This window comes from Cohnella xylanilytica, from assembly GCF_014212175.1.
In the GTDB taxonomy this organism is placed as follows: Bacteria; Bacillota; Bacilli; order Paenibacillales; family Paenibacillaceae; genus Cohnella; species Cohnella xylanilytica.
The window spans coordinates 1-20,780 of sequence record NZ_JACJVR010000111.1; the positions used below are offsets into that span (position 1 = coordinate 1).

At 62.6% G+C, this 20,780-nt stretch carries 18 protein-coding genes; 4 read left to right on the forward strand and 14 right to left on the reverse strand.

Translation table 11 applies throughout. The features are described from left to right. Window positions 1–1,221: DEAD/DEAH box helicase (locus H7B90_RS27185; RefSeq protein ID WP_185139046.1), on the reverse strand; the 1,221-nt coding region annotated here is incomplete at its 3' end. Window positions 1,222–1,426: 205 nt separating this feature from the next. On the opposite strand from H7B90_RS27185, the gene H7B90_RS27190 reads away from it, so the two are divergent. Next, the gene (locus H7B90_RS27190; protein ID WP_185139047.1) at window positions 1,427–1,864 is read left to right on the forward strand and encodes an SRPBCC family protein; all 438 of its coding nucleotides are present in this window, start codon (window positions 1,427–1,429) and stop codon (window positions 1,862–1,864) included. Between the two features lie 115 nt (window positions 1,865–1,979). Here the strand turns inward: H7B90_RS27190 and H7B90_RS27195 are convergent, their stop codons facing one another. Further along, a complete protein-coding gene (locus tag H7B90_RS27195; RefSeq protein WP_185139048.1) occupies window positions 1,980–4,004 on the reverse strand; it encodes an ABC transporter ATP-binding protein in 2,025 nt (674 codons plus the stop codon). Between the two features lie 59 nt (window positions 4,005–4,063). Further along, window positions 4,064–5,812 carry an ABC transporter ATP-binding protein gene (locus H7B90_RS27200; RefSeq protein ID WP_185139049.1) on the reverse strand — a complete coding sequence of 583 codons (1,749 nt, stop codon included), beginning with the start codon at window positions 5,810–5,812 and terminating at the stop codon, window positions 4,064–4,066. A 502-nt stretch (window positions 5,813–6,314) separates the two neighbouring features. Here H7B90_RS27200 and H7B90_RS27205 point away from each other — a divergent pair. Together H7B90_RS27205 and H7B90_RS27210 are read left to right on the forward strand one after the other, a co-directional pair. Continuing rightward, window positions 6,315–7,022: a TrkA C-terminal domain-containing protein gene (locus tag H7B90_RS27205; protein ID WP_185139050.1), complete on the forward strand. Its 708-nt coding sequence runs from the start codon at window positions 6,315–6,317 to the stop codon at window positions 7,020–7,022. An 18-nt stretch (window positions 7,023–7,040) separates the two neighbouring features. After that, window positions 7,041–8,501, forward strand: coding sequence for a magnesium transporter CorA family protein (locus tag H7B90_RS27210; protein ID WP_185139051.1), 1,461 nt, complete (start codon window positions 7,041–7,043; stop codon window positions 8,499–8,501). A gap of 184 nt (window positions 8,502–8,685) precedes the next feature. Here the strand turns inward: H7B90_RS27210 and H7B90_RS27215 are convergent, their stop codons facing one another. The 4 genes from H7B90_RS27215 to H7B90_RS27230 form a co-directional block, all read right to left on the reverse strand. After that, a complete protein-coding gene (locus H7B90_RS27215; protein ID WP_185139052.1) occupies window positions 8,686–9,822 on the reverse strand; it encodes a PQQ-dependent sugar dehydrogenase in 1,137 nt (378 codons plus the stop codon). A 40-nt stretch (window positions 9,823–9,862) separates the two neighbouring features. Next, window positions 9,863–10,018, reverse strand: a complete 156-nt coding sequence (locus H7B90_RS27220) for a hypothetical protein (RefSeq protein WP_185139053.1) — start codon at window positions 10,016–10,018, stop codon at window positions 9,863–9,865. Between the two features lie 293 nt (window positions 10,019–10,311). Continuing rightward, entirely contained in the window at window positions 10,312–10,479 is a 168-nt protein-coding gene (locus tag H7B90_RS27225) for a CxxH/CxxC protein (protein WP_185139054.1), read from the reverse strand. Window positions 10,480–10,493: 14 nt separating this feature from the next. Then, window positions 10,494–11,846: a S1C family serine protease gene (locus tag H7B90_RS27230; protein WP_185139055.1), complete on the reverse strand. Its 1,353-nt coding sequence runs from the start codon at window positions 11,844–11,846 to the stop codon at window positions 10,494–10,496. A 176-nt stretch (window positions 11,847–12,022) separates the two neighbouring features. Between H7B90_RS27230 and H7B90_RS27235 the strand changes: the two genes are divergently transcribed. Further along, window positions 12,023–12,223, forward strand: coding sequence for a hypothetical protein (locus tag H7B90_RS27235; protein WP_185139056.1), 201 nt, complete (start codon window positions 12,023–12,025; stop codon window positions 12,221–12,223). Here H7B90_RS27235 and H7B90_RS27240 read toward each other — a convergent pair. The 7 genes from H7B90_RS27240 to H7B90_RS27270 form a co-directional block, all read right to left on the reverse strand. Further along, on the reverse strand, window positions 12,218–13,024 hold the full coding sequence (locus H7B90_RS27240) for an MBL fold metallo-hydrolase (protein WP_185139057.1): 807 nt from the start codon (window positions 13,022–13,024) through the stop codon (window positions 12,218–12,220). The two genes, H7B90_RS27235 and H7B90_RS27240, sit on opposite strands and share 6 nt — an antisense overlap. Window positions 13,025–13,115: 91 nt before the next feature. After that, window positions 13,116–13,907: a two-component system regulatory protein YycI gene (gene yycI, locus H7B90_RS27245; protein WP_185139058.1), complete on the reverse strand. Its 792-nt coding sequence runs from the start codon at window positions 13,905–13,907 to the stop codon at window positions 13,116–13,118. Between the two features lie 162 nt (window positions 13,908–14,069). Then, complete coding sequence (locus tag H7B90_RS27250) at window positions 14,070–15,353, reverse strand: YycH family regulatory protein (protein WP_185139059.1); 1,284 nt, start codon at window positions 15,351–15,353, stop codon at window positions 14,070–14,072. Beyond that, on the reverse strand, window positions 15,350–17,182 hold the full coding sequence (gene walK / locus H7B90_RS27255; RefSeq protein WP_185139060.1) for a cell wall metabolism sensor histidine kinase WalK: 1,833 nt from the start codon (window positions 17,180–17,182) through the stop codon (window positions 15,350–15,352). The genes H7B90_RS27250 and walK overlap by 4 nt, the downstream gene beginning before the upstream one ends. Next, window positions 17,179–17,925 (reverse strand): response regulator YycF, encoded by a 747-nt coding sequence (gene yycF / locus H7B90_RS27260; RefSeq protein WP_185139061.1) that lies wholly within the window; start codon window positions 17,923–17,925, stop codon window positions 17,179–17,181. Before yycF ends, walK begins: the two co-directional genes overlap by 4 nt. A 215-nt stretch (window positions 17,926–18,140) precedes the next feature. Continuing rightward, complete coding sequence (locus H7B90_RS27265; protein WP_185139062.1) at window positions 18,141–19,688, reverse strand: M23 family metallopeptidase; 1,548 nt, start codon at window positions 19,686–19,688, stop codon at window positions 18,141–18,143. Between the two features lie 186 nt (window positions 19,689–19,874). Beyond that, the gene (locus H7B90_RS27270; RefSeq protein WP_185139063.1) at window positions 19,875–20,720 is read right to left on the reverse strand and encodes a hypothetical protein; all 846 of its coding nucleotides are present in this window, start codon (window positions 20,718–20,720) and stop codon (window positions 19,875–19,877) included. Window positions 20,721–20,780: the final 60 nt, after the last annotated feature.

Here is a 20,780-nt window from a genome sequence, read left to right on the forward strand (position 1 = left end):
GGCTCTTCTGGCGCCAGCGCCTGTGCCCGCGCCCGCGCCTCTGCCGGCTCCGGCCCCAGCGCCTGCGCCGCGTCTCGCCGCCGGGCCCTCGCCCGCGGCCAAAGGCGAAGACCCGATCGTCCGGCGCTCGATGCCCATGCCGATGCCGCTCTCGATCTTGGCGAGCTCCGGACGGTCCTTCGGCGCGACGAACGTGATCGCCATCCCCGACTCGCCGGCGCGACCCGTCCGGCCGATTCGGTGGATGTAGCTCTCCACGTCGTGCGGAATGTCGTAGTTGTAGACGTGCGTCACGCCCTCGACGTCGAGCCCCCGCGCGGCGATGTCGGTCGCCACGAGAAGCTGCAGCTTCGCTTCGCGGAACCGCTTCATGACCTGCTCCCGCTTCGCCTGGGACAAGTCGCCGTGCAGCTCGTCGCTGGCGTAGCCGGCCGCCTGCAGCGCTTCGTTAAGCGTCGACGCCCGCCGCTTCGTCCGGCAGAAAATCATCCCGAGATAAGGCCGAGTCTCGTCGATCATCTCCTTCAGGGCGTTCTGCTTGGCGCGGTCCGTCGTCTCGATCACGAGCTGCCGGATGTCCTTCACCGTCACCTGCTTGCCGCGCACCGTCACTTCCTCCGGCTTGCGCAGGATGCGGCCCGCCAGCTCGCGGATCGCCCCTGGCATCGTCGCGGAGAACAGCAGCGTCTGCCGGTGCGACGGCGTGTTGCGCAGAATCTCCTCGACCTCGCCGAGGAAGCCCATGTGCAGCATCTGGTCCGCCTCGTCGAGCACAAGCGTCTGCACGCTGAACAGCTGCACCGTCTCCCGGCGCAGATGGTCGAGCAGCCGTCCCGGCGTCGCGATGATCAGATGCACGCTGCCCTTCAGCTTGGCGAGCTGCGCGTCGACGTCCTGGCCGCCGTAGACCGCCAGCACGCGAATCCCTTCGTCCTCCCCGACGAGCCCCTTCACTTCCTCCGTAATCTGAAGGGCGAGCTCGCGGGTCGGAGTAACGATCAAACCCTGAAGCTTATCCGACTTGACGTTAACCTTCTCGAGCATCGGAAGCACGAACGCGAGCGTCTTGCCCGTGCCCGTCTGCGCTTGTCCGATTACGTCCTTCCCTTGAAGGACGAGCGGTATGGCCGCCTCCTGGATCGGAGTCGGCTTCTGGATGCCTTGAGCGGCCAACCTGGCCGTACGTTCGGCCGATATTCCTAATTGTGCGAAGCCTGACACTTAAGCACCTCATTTAGGTTTCTGCATTTTCTGGCAATCGGGGTCCCACCTATCGTACCACAACGAAGACCGTTCGAGAATCGGGCGTCAGGTCGCGCATCCCCTGCTTCGGTATTAGGATAACCCAATGATGATGTGCGATGATACGGGCAAGGATGTACAATGGACGATAGAATAACCTTGGTTCAAAGGAGTGATTCCGCCCATGAACAACGTAACGAAATTCCGCATCGCGAAGCCGGCGCGCGACGTGTTCGAAGCGTTCGTCGACCCCGAGAAAATCGGCAACTTCTGGTTCTCCTCCAGCTCCGCCAGATGGGAGACGGGCCAAACCGTCGCGCTGGAATACGACCTGTACGGCGCGGTTCTGGACATCCGCCTGACCGAGGTCGAGCCGAACCGCAAAATCGTCTTCCTCTGGGGCGAAGGTGAGGACGAGCATACGGTCTCGATCGTCTTCCGGGAGACGGCGGACCGCTCCGTCACGGTCGTCGAGGTGACCGAGGAAGGCTTCCGGGAAGACGACCCGGACCTGATTCCGAAGCTCGTCGACAACAAGGAAGGCTGGGTGTTCATGCTGACCTGCCTGAAGGCGTACCTGGAATTCGGAGTCAAGGATTTGAGGGGCGCTTTGGAGAGGTGACGTCGTCCACTCCGGAAAAGGGCCGCACAATGACAGAAAAGGGCCGCACCCCCAGCGAATCCAAATTCGCCCGGGTGCGGCCTTCCGCTTCCTTCTACCCTCTCGCCGATGCCGCTCAAGCGCTCAGAACGGGAGAAGCCCCGCCCTGCTGCAGCTGGTACATCGCGTAATACTTGCCGCGCAGCGCCATAAGCGAATCGTGGTTGCCCCTCTCGACGATCTCGCCGTGGTCGAGCACGAGAATCTGGTCGGCCTGCCGGATCGTCGACAGCCGGTGCGCGATGACGAACGTCGTGCGCCCCTTCTTCAAGACGTCGAGAGCCGCCTGGATGACGGCCTCCGTCTCGGTGTCGATGCTCGCCGTCGCCTCGTCGAGGATGAGGATCGCCGGGTCGTAGGCGAGCGCCCGGGCGAACGAGATCAGCTGCCGCTGGCCGGCGGACAGCGTGCTGCCCTTCTCGATGACCGGCTCGTCGATCCCGCCGGGCAGGCTCATGAACATGTCGTACGCGCCCACGTCGCGCAGCGCCTTCTCGACCTTCCCCCGGCTAATCGCCGGGTTGTCGAGGCTGACGTTCGAAGCGATCGTGCCCGTGAACAGGAACGGATCCTGAAGCACGATGCCCATGTGCTGGCGAAGCAGCTGCTTCGGAATGTCCCGCACGTCGGTGCCGTCGACCGAGATCGTCCCCTGCTCGACGTCGTAGAACCGGAACAGCAGGTTCAGAATCGAGCTCTTGCCCGACCCGGTATGGCCGACGAGCGCGACCGTCTCCCCTTGGCGGGCTTCGAACGAGATGTTCTTTAGCACGTATTCTTCCGCCTTATACGCGAAGGTGACGTTCTTGAACGCGACTTCGCCCTTGTAGCGGTCGAGCTTGCCCGTCGCCACGTCGATTCCCGGTTCGTCCAGCAGCTTGAACACCCTCTCCGCGGATACCCGCGCGGTCTCCAGGTTCGCCAGCTGGTTGACGATCCCGACGATCGGCTGGAACATCCGGTTCATATAATCGACGAACGCGTACAGCACCCCGACCGTGACGGCCGAGCCTAACCATTTGCCCCAGAACATCCATATCACCGCTATGAAAATAATATTGCGAAACACGTTCACGAGGTTGTGAGACGTGATCGAGTTAAGGCTAAGCATCTTGTTCTGATACTTGTAAAATTCCTTGTTATGCTCGTCGAACTCTTCCATCGTCATCTTCTGCCGGCGGAACGCCTGAATGATCGGCATTCCGTTGATCGACTCGTTGATCATCGCGTTGATATCGCTAAGCTTGTTGCGGATGACTTCGTTATAGCGCCCGGCGAACTTCCGGTAGACGACGATCCAGAGCAGCAGGATCGGCACGAGCGGAAGCGCGACCAGGGCGAGCTTCGGGCTGAGCAGGAACAGCGCGCCCAGTATGGCAGCCATGTAGACGACTCCGGAGAAAAAGTTCGCCAGAACCGCCACGAACAGTTCCCGCACCGCTTCCGTATCGTTCGTGATGCGCGAGACGACCTTGCCTGCCGGCAGGTTGTCGAAGTACTGCACCGGCAGCCGCTGCGTGTGCGCGAAGACGTCCTCGCGCATCCGCTGCACGATCTTGTTGGCCGACGTCTGCAGCAGCAGCCGCTGGCCGTAGGTGAACACCGCCGCCAGCAGCAGCAGCCCGAAGTAGGAGGTGGCGAGGGTGATCAAGCCGGGAATCTCCGGCTTGTAGAAGCGGAACACTTCGCTCTTCGAGAGCTTCGTGACCGCGTACTCCTGCGTCCGGCCGTCCTCGGCCGTCACCGTCATCGTCCCGCCGTCCACCTGGCGGGAGCCTTCGAGAACGTCCGCGCCCTCGAGCCAGTAGTAGCTCGCCCCGGCTTGAAGCACCCGTGCGGGAGCCCCCTTGGCCTCGCCCTTGGCGAAGCGGTCCTCTCTCTTGTAGAACTTGCCGTCGTATTCGGCCGTCTTGCCGCTCTTCGCGTCGGCTTCGTACCAGACCTTCTCGATGCCGAGAATGTTCTGGTCGATCATCCGCTTGGCGATGAACGGCCCGAGCAGCTCGACGCTGACCGCCAAGGCGAGCAGCGCGAGCGCGAACAGAATCGGCCTTTTATATAGCATCGCGTATTGAAACAATCGTTTACCCGTCAGTCCCATACGAGCCTGTCACCTTCATTCCTTATCGAATTGCGTGCGGGTGAATCCGCGTGGCCTCCCTAGGAAGCCTCGACCATCGCCTCGAGCTGCTGCCGGTCGTACTGTTCCTTGTACCAGCCGCCTATGGCGAGCAGCTGCTCGTGCGTACCTTCCTCGACGATCTGGCCTTCGTCCATGACGATGATCCAGTCGGCGTGCTGCACCGCCGAGAGGCGATGCGTCGTGATGAGCGTCGTCTTGCCCGCGCGCTCGGTGCGGATCCCGTCGATGATCTCGGCTTCCGTCTTCGCGTCGACGGCCGACAGCGCGTCGTCGAGAATGAGAATCTCGGGGTCGGCGATAAGCGCCCGCGCGATGCTGACCCGCTGCTTCTGCCCTCCGGACAGCGCCACGCCCTTCTCCCCGACCAGCGTCTCCAGCCCGTCGGGCAGGAAGCGGATGTCCTTCGCGAACGAAGCGCGCTCCAGCGCCCGCTGCAGGTCGGCCTCGTTCGCGCCGTCGCGGCCGAACAGGATGTTCTCGCGAATCGTGCGCGAGAACAGAATCGGCTGCTGCGGCACGTAGCCGATCCAGCCGAGCAGCCGGTCGATCTCCATGTCGCGCAGAGAGACGCCCGACACGGCGATCTCCCCGCTGCCGAGCGGGTATTCGCGCAGCAGCTGCTTCAGGACCGTCGTCTTGCCGCTGCCGGTCCGGCCGACGATGCCGAGCGTCTGCCCGCGCCTGAGCGTGAACGACACGTTAACCAGGTTGTCGATCGACGAGCTCGGGTAGCGGAAGGTGACGTTCTTGAATTCGATCGTCTCCGGCGCGTCGACCGTCACCAGACGGTCGCTATCGTCGACGTCCGGCTTGTAGCCGAGCGTCTCGTTGACGCGGTCGAGCGAGGCGTTGCCCCGCTGCATGATGTTGATCAGCTCGCCGATCGCGAACATCGGCCAGATGAGCATGCCGAGGAACACGTTGAACGACACCAGCTCGCCGAGCGTGATCTCGCCGCGGAAGACGAGGTAGCCGCCGAAGCACAAGCCGATAATGTAACTGAGGTTGACGAGCACCTTGTTGGTCGGCTCGAACAGGGCGTCGATCTTGGCGACGGCGATGTTCTTGTTCAGCACCTCGTTCGTCTTGGCGTGGAACCGGTCGCGGTCCGCCTCCTCCTGAACGTAGGCGCGGACGACGCGCACGCCGGACACCGATTCGAGCACCTGGTCGTTCAGCTCGCCGAACGCGTCCTGCGCCTTCATGAAGCGGTCGTGGATCTTCCTGCCGAACGTAGTCATGAGAATCGCCATGATCGGGAGCGGCAGCAGCGCCGCCAGCGTCAGCTTCCAGCTGATGAGCACCGCCATCATGAACAGGATGGTGAGCATGAACAGCGAGGAATCGATCAGCGTCAGAATGCCGAAGCCCGCGGTGTTCGAGATCGCCCACAGGTCGTTCGTGGAGCGAGCCATCAGATCGCCCGTTCGATTGCGTTCGTAGAAGGTCGGAGTCATTTTCAGAAAATGTCTCATCAGCCGCTTCCGAAGAAGCCGCTCCAGAACGAACGCTCCCCCAAACAGTTGATACATCCATACGTAAGTAATGAGGTAGCCTCCCACCGTCAGGCCTGCCCACCAGGCGAGCACCTCGAAGAACCTCCCGTCGCTGAGAGTTCCCTCGTGAATGCCGTCGATCGTGTAGCCGACCAGCTTCGGCGGAATGACGTCCATCACGCCGACCACCGTCAGCAGCACGATCGCGATCGTGTACCGGCGCCAGTGCAGCTTGAAGAACCAGCCTAGCTTTCTAAGTACCGTGAACATGGTTTCACACCTTTCCGTTAAACGAATAACGCGACAAACAAAAGAGCGTACCGCCCGCAAGCGATACGCTCTCCACCGCGAAGCCGAGAACGTATGTTCTGCTCGAGCGGTGTAAGAAAGGCGCACGATTACGGGAACGTAACCATGCGCCTTGGAAGTCGAAGTCCAAGTGATTAATTCGGCGCAGTCGGATTACGTCCGGGTAGCTTGTTAGCATGAGCGGCAGGAAATGTTGGAACAATCATGGCGTTAAGCATGGGACGCAATCCTCCTTTCGATTTGTGAAATCTATTTGACACTTTACCATCGCCGGGAAACGGTGTCAATCGGTTTTATCCACTTTTTACAAGACTTTTACCGTTGAGGTTGGGGACGGGCTTCCGCGCGTCGCCGGGCGGCTCCGGCCTTGCCCGGGGCTCGGGGCGTTTCAGACCGCCCCCCGTTGCGGGTATAACAGCTTATAGCCAACACCGCGTCCGGTCCCAAAAAGGGGGGATGGCTCATGGGATTCATACTCCTCTATTCCCTGATCGTTCTGCTCGTCGTCGAGATCTCCGTCGTTCTCATGCGGGCGACCGGCCTCGACTACGACATCGCGCGCTTCCAGGTCGTCTCCCTGCTGACCGGCACCGGCTTCACGACTCGGGAATCGGAGCTGATTCTCGGGCATCCGGTCCGGCGCCGCATCGGCATCTTCCTCATCCTGTTCGGCGCGTTCTCGCTGGCGGTCGTCATCTCCTGCATCAGCGCCATTCTCGCGCCGGACGTTCATCTCGTTCAGCTGACGGTCGCGGCGACCGCTCTTCTTGTCGTTTTCGTTATCGTGCGCTCGCCCTCCGCGGGCCGGTTCCTGTCGAAGCGGCTGTCCGGGACGTTCCGGCAGTCGTTCCAGGTGCATGAATTGTCGATCCGGGAGGTGCTGCTGCTGCGGGAGAACGACGCGTTCGTGGACGTGCCTCTCGGCGAAGGCTCGGGCTTGATCGGGCAGACGCCGGACCGGCTGTGCGACGAATTCGCGGACTTAAACGTGCTGCTCATCCGGCGCGGCGACGTCGCCATCCGCGACCGGCGGATGCGGACCCCGCTCGAAGCCGGCGACGTGCTGTACGTGTACGGGGACCAAGGCGAGATCGAGCGGAGATTCGCCAGGGAACTGCGCGAGAAGCGCAAGAGCGAGGAAGACGAGAAGCAGGCGGCTTCTCCGGTGTGAGGAAGGAGGCGGACGGACATGGAGTCGGGGGACAAAAAGGTTCGGGAAGCGCTGTTCCAGCTGCTCTTCCCGTTCTCGCTCGACGCCGACTGTCACGGAAGGCTGCGCCGCACTCTCGCGAGAGAGGGCTTCGTCCCGTTCCGGCTGGACGCCTTGGAGCTGGAGGACGCGTTCTACGGTCCCCGCCATCGGGTGTCGCACCGGGCCATGGAACGCTATTACTTGCCGTTCACGAACCACGTCCTGTTCCCCGGCGACGACAACCCGGAGAGCTTCCAGCGGATGAGCAAGGCTCTCGGGCTGCGGGCGACGCTGCATACGGCCCGCTTCGACGCGCCGTTCGAGCTGCATTCGGTCGACGTCGTGCTCTGCCCGTTCGACACCGGCTTCATCACGCTTCGCGTCGAACTGTCGGACGTTCGCGAACCGGGCGGCGGCGATTGGGCCGGGATCCGCTTCTCCCAGGCGATCGAATTCGCCGACCGGCTGCGCGTCATGCAGGACGAGGACGCGGGGGACCGACGGGCCTGGGTGGAGTTCGAGGGGGAGCGGTACGAAGAGATTCAGGATTTCATTTTCCAGGCGATCCTGCCCCATACCGTGGAATATCTCGACCGGACGCCGATGGACGGCTCGTACTTCGAGAAGCTTCCCTACCTGATCGACGAGCGGATGTTCGTCATGGCTCACTACGCGTTCGACGGGGACGTGGAGATCACGCTGCTCGACCGGTACCGCGCCGTTCGCCTGGACGGGCTGGACGCTTCGGGCGGGCCTCGCGTCAGCGCGACCCACGAGCCGTACATCCGGCGGTTCTGCCGGGACGTCGGCTTCGACCGGTGGGCTCCGGACACGTATTACCTCGCCGACGAGAGCTGCTTCTGCTGCCTGACAAGACGGCCGGAGCCGGAAGCGAACGCCCTCGCCGACAAGATGCTGGGCGAGTATTATTACGGTCTCCTGCTCAATCTGTTCCACCGGATCGTGCTGCTGAAGCTGGCCAACGCCTACTCGCGGGTCCAGCTGGAGCGGACGCCGGAGCAGACCGAGGTGCTCATTCGCGCGATTACGACGTTCTCCGCGAAGTACGACTTCCTCGAGGTCGTCTCGCAGACGCAGGGCCGGGAGATCTTCCTTCTGCTCCGCCGGATGTACGGCAACGACGAGCTGTTCGAGGACGTGAAGATGACGCTGACGGACTTGTACAAGTATCAGGAGAACGCCACGTCCAAGCGATCCGGCTACCTGCTCACGGTGCTGACGATCTACACGGTCATCAGCGGCATCTACGGCATGAACCAGGTGATCGAGGACTTGAAGGGCCCGATCCGCTGGTCCGCCGCGAAGGCGTATTCGCCGTTCGAGTGGATCGCGCTCGCCGTGACGCTGTCCGGCCTCGTCGTCGCGTTCGCGCTGACCGCCAACGTGCTGAGCAAGTGGGGCGCCGACTGGCTTCGCCGGTTCTGGCGGCGGCGTTAAGTCCGGCCAGGGGCGGGAAGCTCATTAAACAAGCGGATAAATCCGGCTTGTTGCGGCCCCAGGCGCCGGCCGAAAGCTTAACAAGCGGAAATCTTCGACTTGTTGGAGGCCTGCGGACCGGCTGAATGCCCAACAAGCGGAAAAATCCGGCTTGTTGCGACACTGTCTTGCTCTCGGCACGCGGTCAGGCGGCCGTCACTTTAAAAATGCCGTCCGGCGAGCACAAATACAGCTCGCCCTTCCCGTCCACTCCGAACGAGGTGACGTTCGTCTGCGACTCCAGCAGCAGCTTGTTCTCCGGCTTGCCGTCCTCGCCAAGGCGCAGCGCCCAGATCTTGCCGGACACGTAGTCGGCGTATACGTACCAGCCGACCAGTCCGGGCAGCGAGCCACCGCGGTAGACGTAGCCGCCGGTGACCGACTGGCCTTCGTCGTGACGGTACTCCCAGACCGGATCGGTCATCCCCTTCGCGTCGCACCCCTTCTGCGGCTTGTAGCACGCCGTCCCTTCCTTGACGTTCCAGCCGTAGTTGCCGCCCCTCTCGATCAGGTCGATCTCTTCGATCTCGTTCTGCCCGACGTCCGCCGCCCACAGCTTGCCCGTCTTCCCGTCGAAGCTGAACCGCCAAGGGTTGCGCAGCCCGTAGGCGTAGATCTCCTGCCGCCCGCTCCCGTCGGCGAACGGATTGTCGGCGGGAATGCCGTACGCGCGCTCGCCTTCCGTCTTGTCGACGTCGACCCGCAGGATTTTGCCGAGGAGGACGTCCTTGTTCTGGCCGTTCCCGTGCGGATCTCCGCCGCTTCCGCCGTCCCCGGTTCCAATGTACAGGTAGCCGTCCGGTCCGAACGCGAGCTGGCCCCCGTTATGGTTGGAGAACGGCTGCTCGAACGTCAGCAGCACCTTCTCGCTCGCCGCGTTCGCGCGACCCGAAGCCGGGTCGGCCTTGTAGCGGGCGATGACCGTGTGCGTCTTCGTCGTATAGTTGACGTAAAAATAACCGTTGCTCTGATACTTGGGGTGGAACGCCAAGCCGAGCAGCCCCTGCTCGGAGCCTTCGCTGTACACGCGGTCGCCGATGTCGAGGAACGTCTCGGGCTTGTCGGAGGAGGAGGCCGCCGTCTTCACGGCCTTGATCCGGCCCGGCTGCTCCAGGACGTAGAGCGTGCCGTCCGCTCCCGGCGCATGCTCGATGCCCGCCAGCGACTCGAATTCCGCCGACTCCGCGACGGGCGCGAGCGCGATCTTGGGCAGCGGCAGCTTCCCCTCTTCGCCCGCTCCGCCGGCCGGCTTCTCGCTCGGCGACGGCGATGGCGACGGCACTGGCGTCTCCGACGCCTCGGCCTCGGCGCTCGCGCTCCCTTCAGCCGGCGTCGCAGCCGTGCCCGGCGCCTCCGTCTCCGTGACGACCGCCGTCTCGGCCGGCCTTCCCTCCCCCTTGCCCGCTCCCCTTCTCGCAGCCGGCCAGAACGACGACCAGAGCCGCCGCTGCGACGGCGTACAACCAAGCTTGTCTCATCATTTTCCGCCTCCTCTTCATCTTCTACTTATACCCTCGTTCGACGCCATCGGCGCAAATCTATCGCTCTTATTTTTCCGACAAGCCTAACCCGACAAACCGGGTCCACAGCAACGAACCGCCGCTGCCGGCCAAGAGACGGCTTGTCCCCCTAAGCAGCTTATATCGACCGACAAACCCGAGCCTCGCCCCCTCCGCCGCCAACATAAAAAACCTCCGAATCCCATAGGACCGGAGGTTGCTCTCTTGCTGTCTCTCTTGTTGTCTTCTAGCCGGCCGGGCGGGTCATCGAATCAGACGATCAAAATCTCGGCAGGGCCTTCGCACCATTGGCAGTGCTCCGGCGGCTTCCAGTCGCGGAACGTCGTCTCGGCCAGGTTGACCAAGTCCGGCGCGTCCTCGTATTCGTCGACGAACTTATCGATCGCCAACTCGACATGCTCCTTGCACACGCAATACATTCGGCGGTTCCTTCCTATTCGTTGTCCTCGCTCTTCTCGGCCAGCTTCACGCTCAGCTCGCTCTGCTTCCCGTCACGATAATACGTTATCGTCAGCGATTCCCCGATTTTCTTCGAATTATACAAATACTTGCGCAGCTCCATCATGCTGCCGATCGGCTTGCCGTCCAGCTTGACGATGATGTCGTTCAGCTTCAGGCCCGCTTCCTTGGCCGGACCGACCGCCTCCAGCACGAGCACGCCCTTCTCCACGCCTTCAGGCACGACGACCGGGGGCACGTCTTCCCCGTCCGGAGCCTCGTCCGGAGCGCTTCCGGAATCGGTCCCGGAATCGGTTCCGTCTTCTTCGCCATCGCCGCCGCCGCCGAATCCGCCATCGAATCCGCCGTCGTCCTGCATCTCCAGCCCGTCGAGGTAGGAGCCCAAGTCCATCGTGTAGATGCCCAGATACGGACGGAGCACCTTGCCCCGCTCGATCAGCTCGCGGACGACCGGCATCGCGTCGTCGATCGGGATGGCGAAGCCGATGCCTTCGACGCCCATGTCCAGCACCTTCATGCTGTTGATGCCGACCACTTCGCCGTCCAGGTTGACGAGCGCTCCCCCGCTGTTGCCGGAGTTGATCGGAGCGGAGATCTGGATCACTTCTTCTTCCCAGTCGTAATTGCCGTCCTGGTTCAGCGAGATCGGGATGATCCGCTTCAGGTTGGACACGATGCCGTCCGTCAAGGAGTCGCTAAGCCCGAGCGGATTGCCGACGGCGATCACCGTCTCGCCCTCCCGCAGGCGGCTCGACTTGCCGATGGAGGCGACCGTGTCGATGCCCTTGGCGTCGACCTCCAGCACCGCCAGGTCGGTGATCGCGTCGCTGCCCACGATCTTCGCTTCCTTCGTGCCGCCGTTCACCATCGCGATCTCGACGCTGCCCGCGTTCGCCACGACGTGCGCGTTCGTGACGATTCTCGCCTTGCCGTCCTTCTTCTCGAAGATGACGCCCGAGCCGAGGCTCGCGTTCTCCAGCGAGCCGCTCTCCGCATCGTCCGAACGTCCCCCGGCCAGCTTCTGCCGGTTGATGACGCTTACGACCGCCGGCCGAATCTTCGCGGCGGCCGTGATCGTCCGCTCCGACGTCTCCACGATCGACTGATCGCCCGCCGTCACCGGACGGGCCGAAGGAGCGGCGGGCCGATTCACCAGCAGGGTGAAGACAATGGCCACCAGGAGCGAGCTGGCGAGGGAGGAGAGAAGCGCGACGCGGAATACCGAGCCTTGCCGGAAGCCGCGTCCGTCGTTCGGCCGGAAGCCGGAATTCCGGCGGGTTCTCCGCTTCACCCGCGTGGAATAGAAATCGTCGTCGAAGAAACTCATCTCGCACCGTCCTTTTCCCCTAGAAGCCTTGGACCCCGCTGTCGCGCTCTCTCTATCGAATACCGGAATATCCGGAATAGATTCGCTTGTTTTGACTAAAATAGTAATAGAATTGAACGGGGGAAGCAAGCGAAGTCCCCATTCCTTCTATTATGTAATGAAAGGAAGATGAGCCAATGAAGCCTTCCGCCCCCGTCGGTCCCCTTCTCGATATGGCCGTACGCCTCGCCGACCTGAAGGAGGATCACTACCGCCAGCTTCTCGCGCTGAGCGCCTTGATCGAGCTGCTCGCGGACAAAGGCCTCATCACCGCGGAGGAGCTGCGCCTCAAGGCCTCCCGGATGGAAGCCGAGCTGGACCGCGACTTGACCCTATGACTTGACGAGATCCCACGGGGTCGGCTTGTCGTAGTAGGTCTCGCAGATGGCGAACTCGTTCTTCTGATAGAAAAAACCGTTGTCTTCCAATATCGTATTCACCGTCAGCTTGGCCAAATCCATCTGATTGTGCTCCTGGCTCAGATGGCCCAGATAGACGCGGCGCGTGCCGCCCGATCCGAGCAGCTGGCAGAGCGCTTCCCCCGCCGCCTCGTTGGACAGGTGGCCGGTGTCGCCCAGAATCCGCCGCTTGATGTTCCACGGGTAGCGCCCCATGCGGAGCATGTTGACGTCGTGGTTGGACTCGAGCACCAGCACGTCCGATTGCTTCAGCTGGCGCATTACCTTGTCGCTGACGTAACCGAGATCGGTCGCCAGGCTCAGCTTCGCCCCGCCCGAGTAGAAGCAGTAGCCGACCGGCTCCGCGGCGTCGTGCGAGATAGCGTACGATTCGATCCTCAGGTCGAAGATCTCCATCGCGCTGTCGGTCGCCATGATTTTCCGCTGGTCGTCCGCCAGTTCGCCGATTCCCTTGTGCATCGCCGCCCACGTCTTCTCGTTCGCGTAGACGGGCAGCTCGTACTTGCGCGCCAGCGCCCCGAGCCCCTTGATATGGTCGGAATGCTCGTGCGTGACGAAGATTGCATCCAGCTCTTGCCCGGACACGTCCCGCTCCTTGAGCAGCTCGTCTATCTTCTTCGCGCTCAGGCCGGCGTCGACCAGCACGGTCGCCGCGTCCGAAGACACGACCGTCGCGTTGCCGGTCGAACCGCTGGCGAGTACCGTAAACCGCAGTCCCATGATGAATACCTCTCGTTTCTCTCTCCCATGTGCGCCCGACTCCGCCCGGTGCCGGGACGACTCCATTGCTTATTGATCCTCCGAAAAACGTCTATGAACGAGCGCCCGAAGCCCCCGCTCCGTCGGCGTTCAGCTTGCTGGCCGCTTCGCCCTGGTCCGTCACCACTTCCCCGCTGATGGCGTCCACGTAGAACACTTCGCCGTCCTCGAGCAGAACCCTCCAGGAAGGAGCCGATACCTGCATCTCCGAATTGTACAGCTGGCCGTGATAGCCGAGCTGGATGTCCTTGATCGCCGATCCGTTGGGCAGATAGTTCCGGTCGATCAGGAAGGCGACGACCTTCGTCGCAGGCAGCACCTTCTGCGGCTTCGCGTCCTCCGAAGGAACGATGTCGATGCGGTCCTGCCGGTAGGAGGTGATTTTCTGATCCTTGTAGTACAGCTCGATGCGCACGTCGAAGATCGGCCAGCCTTCCGCGATCCGGTTGAGCACCCACGCCTTCTCGTTGCTGCCCGGGTAATCGAAGCGGTACCGGCTAATCTCCGGCACGACTCCCCCGAGCTCCCGCTGAAGCTCCTCCTCCGAGAAGACGATTCGCGTGTTCGGCTGCGGGTTCAGCTCGAGCGGACCGTTCGCCATGCCGGCGGGGGGCTCCCTCAGCCGGAACGTCAGCCCCCGCATCTCCGGCGTATCCGTCGGAATCTCCGCGTTCACGCGAATGCCCTTGTTCGTCATGCTCTGCCGAATGTCGGCGGGCAGCGACGTCCAGTCGACGGCCGAATCGATCCGCTCCCGCCATTCCAGCCACAGCTGGTAGCCGAGAACGATATTGAGCAGCAGGAACGCCGCGATCAGAACGCTTTTGGCCCGACTCCAGTCCACGTGCGCACCTCCCTTCTTCCAAGCGATCTTGCGATGACCTATGCGGCTCCGGCGCTCCATAACGGCGAGTTCCGCCATCGCGACGATCCCGCAAACGCGACGGTCCGCCAACGCGACTGTCCCGCCAACGCGACGATCCCGCCAACGCCGCGGCCCTCCGCGTCAACCGACCGTCCGGACTTCGCCGCCCGCGAGGCGGATCGCCCAGACCGGCTGCAGCAGGACCGAGTCCTTCTCCAGCTGCGGTCGATAAGCCGGGAAGATCGACTCGACGATTCCCCCAGCCGCCGCTTCCTTGATCATCGTCTTAAGCGCATCTCCTGCCGGCAGCTTCCGCTGCGGCGACAGCTTCTTGTCCTTCTCGCCGAGCACAAGCAGGGAGCGCTCGTAGGAAGAGACGTTGCCCTGCTGGATCGTCAGCTGGATGTAACCGAACCGGAAGCCGCCCGTCGGGATGATCGGCAGCCCCCTGTAATATTGCTGGAACCGGATCACGCTGTCGCTCGCCGAGCCTTCTCCCCGCACGAGGCGGTGCGTGCCGTTCCATCCGCCGTGCTGGTTGATGAACAGGACGGCCGACGTGATGTTATCGCTCAGGCTGTTCTGGCTGCTCGTCGGGGCGACGGGGTCCGAATAGGAGAGCCAGCCCGATTCCTGTTCGACGATCAGGCCTTTCTTGCTGTCGGTATAAATCTGCGTCCCGTCCTGTCGATCCTGGATCATTCTCGTCGTGGCCGGGTCGAAGAACAGGTTCCTCTGGATCTGGTCCGGCGTATACCGGGTGAAGGGAACACGGACGGCATCGTACGTCTTGGCCGCTTCGGGAACGTACACGCCTCCGTCCGAATAGAGGAACGGCGTCCAATATTGGCCGAAGCCGGCGTACTGCTGCACGTCCTGCACCGTCAGGTCGGCCCGCAGCGACTCGTACACGTTGCGGCCGTCCGAGCTGAAGAAGAATGTCCGCACTTCCTCGCGGTCCTTCCGGGCGAAGATCCAGATGCGGCTCACCGAATCGGCGGAAAACAGGAAGTTCGAGTCGAGCTTGAATACTCTCTGCAGCAGCTCGAACGGCACGGCGCGCCCGAACCGGACCTCGATGCCGACGTCGTCCTTGCGCACTTGATCCCAGTTCACCGATTCGATCGTGTCCTGCTGGAACCCCTTGAACTCCCGTCCCCGCAACTTGTCCAGCACCATGTCGTAGAACGTGTCGTTCGGGTAGAACACCGTATGCTTATCCGCTCCGAGGTGAAGCACGAGCTGCTCCGGCAGCAGCAGGTTCTCCACCTGCTCTTCCGGGCCGAGCGGATCAGTCGTGACGTAATCCTGCTCCGTCCGGACCTTGGCCTCCATGCTGGGCATGCTGTAGGCCAGCAGGTAGCTCTGAACGAGGCTGGCGACGACGAGAAGCGCCAGCAGCGCCGATTTGCCCTTCTCGATCATGGCGCTTCCCCTCCTTCCTGCACGTAAGGCAGGGTGACCGTCGCCGTCGTGCCGACGCCCGGCTCGGAATCGAGGGCGATGTGGCCGCCGTGCGCGCGAACGATTTCCCGGGCAATGGACAGCCCGAGGCCGGTTCCGCCCATGCTCCGCGAACGGGCTTTATCCACTCGGTAGAACCGGTCGAAGATCCTCTCGAGATCCTTCTTCGGGATGCCGATCCCCGTATCCTTGACGGTGACGGACAGCTGCCCCGCCTCGTTCAGGCGGGCGGCCAGGTGGATCGAGCCTCCGTCCAGCGTATACTTGATGGCGTTGGAGACGAGGTTGTCCAGCACCTGATCGATGCCGTCGCGATCGAGCCACGCCTTCTCCAGCCCGGGATCGACCTGCACCTTGGCGGTGATGGCCTTCTGCCGCAGCTGCAAGGAGAAGCGGTCGACCACGTCCTCCATCATCTCCGCGATGTCGGTCATCTGCCGGCGAAGCTGCGCCTGCTTCGAGTCGAAGCGCGACAGGTGCAGCAGATCGGTGACGAGACGGATCATCCGCTCCGTCTCGCTCCGGATGACGCCGACGAACCGCTCGGCGAGCGGAGGCTCCTCCAGAGCGCCGTCGTCGAGCGCCTCGGCGTAGCTCTTGATCGTCGTGAGCGGCGTCCGCAGCTCGTGGGACACGTTGGCTACGAACTCGCGCCGCGACTGCTCGAGCTTCTCCGATTCGGTGACGTCCTGCAGCACCGCGATGGCGCCGACGACGCCCTTGTCCCGGCGGCGGATCGGCGTGAGCGTGACGCGGAACAACAGGTGGTCCTCGCTCTGCGACAGCGACAGCGGTCGCTGGATGAGCAGAATCGACTCCTTGCCCCCTAACGTCTCGGCGATCGGCGCCTTGTCGATGTCCAGGCACTCGGACACCGTCTTGCCGATCGCCCCTTCGCCCAGCATCGCCTGCGCCCGCCGGTTGACGACGATGACGCGTCCGATCTCGTCGGTCGCGAGCACGCCGTCGCTCATGTTGGAGAGAATCGAGCTGAGCTTCTCCTTCTCCTCTTCGTTGACCGACAGCGCCTCGCTAAGCCGGTCGGTCATCTCGTTGAACGCGGTGCTCAGCTGCCCGATCTCGTCGTCGCCGAGCACCGGCACCCGCTCCTCGAACCGCCCTTCCGCCACCGCCGCCGCCTGGCGGGTAAGCGCCTTGATCGGCTGCGTGATCGTGCCAGCGATCAGAATGCCGAGCAGCGCGGTGAGGCCGAGCGCCAGCAGCATCCCCGTGACGAAGATCCGGTTGACCCGCTCCATCGTCTCGTACAGTTCCTTCATCGAAGCGACGATGTACACCGCTCCGATCACCTTGCCCCCGCTCACGACGGGCTGCGCGATCACCTTCTTGCGCACGTTGTCGGAGTCGATGATCTCCTCCGTATTGTCGTTGATCCCCTGCAGCGCGCGGCTGACGAGGAGCGACGTGTTCTTGCGGCCGACGTAGGATTGGTGCTCCTCCAGCGAAGTCGCCAGCACGCGGCCGCTCGAATCGAGCACCTGAGTCTCCGTCCCGCTGTTGCTGAACAGGTTGCCGACCAGCTGGTTCAGCTCCGCGCTCGTGCTCTCCTCCACGTTGCCGGACTTGTCCTGCTGGGAGATGGCCGAGTCGGCCAGCGCCATCAGAAGCTGTGCCTGGCGGTTCAGGTTCTGCGTGAAGGAATTGATCAGCGAGCTCTTCATCGTGCTGATGAAGTAGACCCCGATCAGCTGGAGAGCGATCAGGATCAGCAGCAGCACCATGATGATGAGCTTCGCCTGGATCGTGCGGAACGGAAGGAGCGTCTTCATCCTCCGTAACCGCCCGGCGACATCTTCGGATTGCGCATCAGATAGCCGAGCCCGCGGCGGGTCAGGATAATCTCCGGCTTGCTCGGATCGTCCTCGATCTTCTCGCGGAGACGTCGGATCGTCACGTCGACCGTGCGGACGTCGCCGAAGTATTCGAAGCCCCATACCGCTTGAAGCAGATGCTCGCGCGTCATCACCTTGCCGCTGTTGCGGGCGAGGTAATGGACGAGCTCGAACTCGCGGTGGGTCAAGTCGAGCGGCTGCCCGTTCTTGTAGACGACGTACATATCCGTGTCGATGAACAGGTTGAACATCTTAAGGCCCTGGCGCTCGGACTCGGCCGAAGCCGACTCCTCTTCCGAACGCGGGGCTTCCAGCTTGCGCTGGCGGCGAAGGTGCGCCTTCACCCGGGCGAGCAGCTCGCGCGTGCCGAACGGCTTCGTCACGTAGTCGTCGGCGCCCAGCTCCAGGCCGAGCACCTTGTCCAGCTCGGTGTCCTTCGCCGTCAGCATGATGATCGGCGTCGACAGCCGGGTCCGCACCTCGCGGCAGACGTCCATGCCGTCCTTCACGGGCAGCATCAGGTCGAGCAGGATCAGGTCCGGGTCCAGCTCGAACGCCAGGCGGACCGCCGCCTCGCCGTCGAAGGCGCAGATGACCTCGTAGCCTTCCTTCTCCAGATTGAACTTCAGAATATCCGCGATGGGCCGCTCGTCGTCGACCACTAATATTTTACCGGGCATCTCACTGGCCTCCTGTGTCGGGAAGCGATCTCATTATCTCTTCTATTCTAACATAACGGCCGTCTTCCGCGAACCAAGCATTCCGGGCGAATCGGCGATCCCCGGATGGTAAATATAGACCGCAGCCTCTTCCTCGGAAAAAAACAGGAAGACCACCGGGACGATCCCGATGGTCTTGGCGCGGCCGGCGAGCGTGGAATGGCTCTCCGTCCGTCTTATAGATAGCTGGTCGGATTGCGGAGCGAGCCGTTCAGCTCGACCTCGAAGTGAAGGTGCGTGCCGGTCGAATGCCCGGTGCTTCCCATGATGCCGATGATGTCGCCTTGGGAGACGACCTGGCCCTTCTTGACCTTGATGCTGCTCATATGTCCGTACAGCGTCTTGAAGCCGTTGTTATGATTGATGATGACGGCGTTGCCATAGGTGCCCTTCTTGCCGGCGAATTCGACGGTGCCGTTGTCGGCGGCCATGATCGACTTGTTGCCGACCATGTCGATTCCCCGGTGGTACGAGCCCCAACGCTTGCCCATGTAGCTGGTGATGCGATGGCTCTTGACCGGCCAGATGAAGTCGCCGCTGCCTTCGCTCGGGATGACCTTCGTCCCCTTCAGGATGATGGTCGACACCGCGGGCTCGAGCACCTTCGAGGATACCTGCTCCTCCTCGATACTCGCTCCGTTGCGCTTGATGAGCCGGTACGTCACCTGGCGCTTGCCGTTCTTGCCCTCGCGGATCGTCTTCGACTGGCCGAGCTTGATGTCGTCGCTCTTGCGGATCTCGACGGGAGGGTCGATCGTCTCGATCTCAGTCACTTCTTCTTCGGACTTCACGTTTAGGATCGGATTCTTCTGGGTAATATCCAGTACGTCGCCCGGTTTGATCTGGTCGTTCTCGATCCAGGTGTTATTCGCGTAGATGACGGCGGTAGGCACCTTCATCTTCTGGGCGATGCAGCCGACGCAGTCGCCTTCCTGGACCGTGTAGGTCCTCTTGGCCGGATTGCCGGTCGCCAGCTTCTTGTAGACCACTTCGGGATCGTCCAGCTGGGTTAAGTCGATGTCGACCGGAACGGTCGTCACTTCTTCTTCGAACTCGACCGACTTCACGACGCGAGTCGACTTCGCCGTCTGCGTCTGCTTCGAAGCGTCGTAAGAGAGCGCCGTTACCGTCGACTTGGAAGCGGCTTGGGCGGGCACGAATCGTTCCTGAACCCGCTTCAGGATCGCGTTCGCGGTCTCCTTGTTCTTCACGATGGCGACGTCCTTGCCGTTGATGACCAGCTTGACGCCTACCGGATGGGACTTCAAATTCGCGTACAAGGCGTTCAAGGTGGCCTCGTCGTCGGGCGCCTTCTTGAAAGCACTTACATCCTCGTATGTAACCTTGGCTTCGTCGAGCTTATAAGCGATATCCGTCTTCGCCGCGGCGAGCGCCGCCGACTTGGCTTCGATCGCCTGTTCGACCAGCTGCCTGTCGCTGATCTCGCCGATCGGTTGGCCGTTCAGGATGACTTTATAATAAGAGTTCGTATGGGCTTGCACGTATTGATGGGCCCCGATGAACACGCCGACGACCGCCAAGACGGCCGCCCCGGTTGCGATGAGGGGAGTTTTATAATGACGGAACAGATTCCGGATCGCGGGCTGGGACTTTTGTCGGACGACTGTCATTCCTTTCAAGCACGAAGACCGGAATTGTCGAAGCGATCGCCGCCATGGCGACAGGCCGCTCGGATCCCGATCCGCCTTCTTGAAGTCGGTCATGATCTTCTCCTTTGCGTGATCTCTGGCAATCGTTGCCGGTTCTAGCTTAAAACCTGTTTATAACTTTAGCATAGCTTTAACTAGACTATCAACTTCGCGAAGATGAAGAATATCTCATAAAAAGGAAATAGCCGCTGTCGAACAGCGGCTAGAGCAAGTGACTATGGGCCTAAATTGTTCGCAGGGTCAAGGTTCGGACGACTCCCCGGACGGCTGCAGCATCGCCATCATCCGCTCATATTCCTCGTCGCTCAACGCGCCTTGCAGCAGCTTCTGGACTTCGGGCAGCTCCTCCGCCGTCAATCCGCCCTCCAGGTAGGATGACAGCTGCTGGAGCTGCTGCGCGTTCAGCTTCGAGACGACCAGCGAATACAGCTCGCGGCGGTCTTCATCCGTGATCGAACGGGCGGCCTCCTCCGCCGAGCCGCTCCAGACCGGCACCGCGTCTCCGTCGCCCGCGCCGTCCGTCCCGCCTTGCGCGCCTTCGCCGGCCGCCTCTCCCCCGGATCCTCCGGGATTTCGGGCGCCGTTCCCGTTCACGCCCCCGTTTCCGGTCCCGCTCCCATTTTCGGTCCCGTTCCCGCTATCGCTGCTATTCCCGCTAGCTCCGTTATTTCCGCTAGCGCCGCCGTTGCCGCTCCCGGCCCCCGCTTCGGCGCCCGAGCCCTCTTCGGCTCCGGACGACGCGCCCGCTCCCGGCCGCGCGGAAGGCTCCGCGCTTCCCGGCTCCTCCAGGCCGCCTCCCGTCCCGGACCCGGACGCGAACACGGCGGAGCCGTCCGGCCCCTCGCTCGGCGTCTCGCTAGCCGAGGGCGAGCCGCTCGCCTCCTTCGCGTCGGGCTTCTCCGCGCCCCACAGCGTGCCCCAGACGCCGGACAGGGCGAACGGCTGCACCTCCAGCGGAATGTCCATCTCCTTCAGCAGCGACTGCACGTAGCTGTTCACGATATAGCCGGTCGTCCAAATACACAAGAAGCTGAGCAGCAAAGCGCTCGCGACCAGCTTCGCCGCCCAGCCTACCCATTTCCACATCGGATGGCCCTCCTGCCTGACTAGTATTCCTAGTTACCAGTATGGGCAATCCTAGCGGCT

What these genes read in the sequence shown, in the direction of transcription:
- H7B90_RS27240 (WP_185139057.1), bottom strand. Translation starts at nt 13,024, where the DNA reads ATGGGACTGCGGTTTACGGTACTCGCCAGCGGTTCGACCGGCAACGCG.
- H7B90_RS27270 (WP_185139063.1), bottom strand. Translation starts at nt 20,720, where the DNA reads ATGTGGAAATGGGTAGGCTGGGCGGCGAAGCTGGTCGCGAGCGCTTTG.
- yycF (WP_185139061.1), bottom strand. Translation starts at nt 17,925, where the DNA reads ATGCCCGGTAAAATATTAGTGGTCGACGACGAGCGGCCCATCGCGGAT.
- H7B90_RS27200 (WP_185139049.1), bottom strand. Translation starts at nt 5,812, where the DNA reads ATGTTCACGGTACTTAGAAAGCTAGGCTGGTTCTTCAAGCTGCACTGG.
- H7B90_RS27265 (WP_185139062.1), bottom strand. Translation starts at nt 19,688, where the DNA reads ATGACCGACTTCAAGAAGGCGGATCGGGATCCGAGCGGCCTGTCGCCA.
- H7B90_RS27190 (WP_185139047.1), top strand. Translation starts at nt 1,427, where the DNA reads ATGAACAACGTAACGAAATTCCGCATCGCGAAGCCGGCGCGCGACGTG.
- H7B90_RS27235 (WP_185139056.1), top strand. Translation starts at nt 12,023, where the DNA reads ATGAAGCCTTCCGCCCCCGTCGGTCCCCTTCTCGATATGGCCGTACGC.
- H7B90_RS27230 (WP_185139055.1), bottom strand. Translation starts at nt 11,846, where the DNA reads ATGAGTTTCTTCGACGACGATTTCTATTCCACGCGGGTGAAGCGGAGA.
- H7B90_RS27225 (WP_185139054.1), bottom strand. Translation starts at nt 10,479, where the DNA reads ATGTATTGCGTGTGCAAGGAGCATGTCGAGTTGGCGATCGATAAGTTC.
- H7B90_RS27195 (WP_185139048.1), bottom strand. Translation starts at nt 4,004, where the DNA reads ATGGGACTGACGGGTAAACGATTGTTTCAATACGCGATGCTATATAAA.
- H7B90_RS27250 (WP_185139059.1), bottom strand. Translation starts at nt 15,353, where the DNA reads ATGATCGAGAAGGGCAAATCGGCGCTGCTGGCGCTTCTCGTCGTCGCC.
- walK (WP_185139060.1), bottom strand. Translation starts at nt 17,182, where the DNA reads ATGAAGACGCTCCTTCCGTTCCGCACGATCCAGGCGAAGCTCATCATC.
- H7B90_RS27210 (WP_185139051.1), top strand. Translation starts at nt 7,041, where the DNA reads ATGGAGTCGGGGGACAAAAAGGTTCGGGAAGCGCTGTTCCAGCTGCTC.
- H7B90_RS27205 (WP_185139050.1), top strand. Translation starts at nt 6,315, where the DNA reads ATGGGATTCATACTCCTCTATTCCCTGATCGTTCTGCTCGTCGTCGAG.
- H7B90_RS27220 (WP_185139053.1), bottom strand. Translation starts at nt 10,018, where the DNA reads ATGAGACAAGCTTGGTTGTACGCCGTCGCAGCGGCGGCTCTGGTCGTC.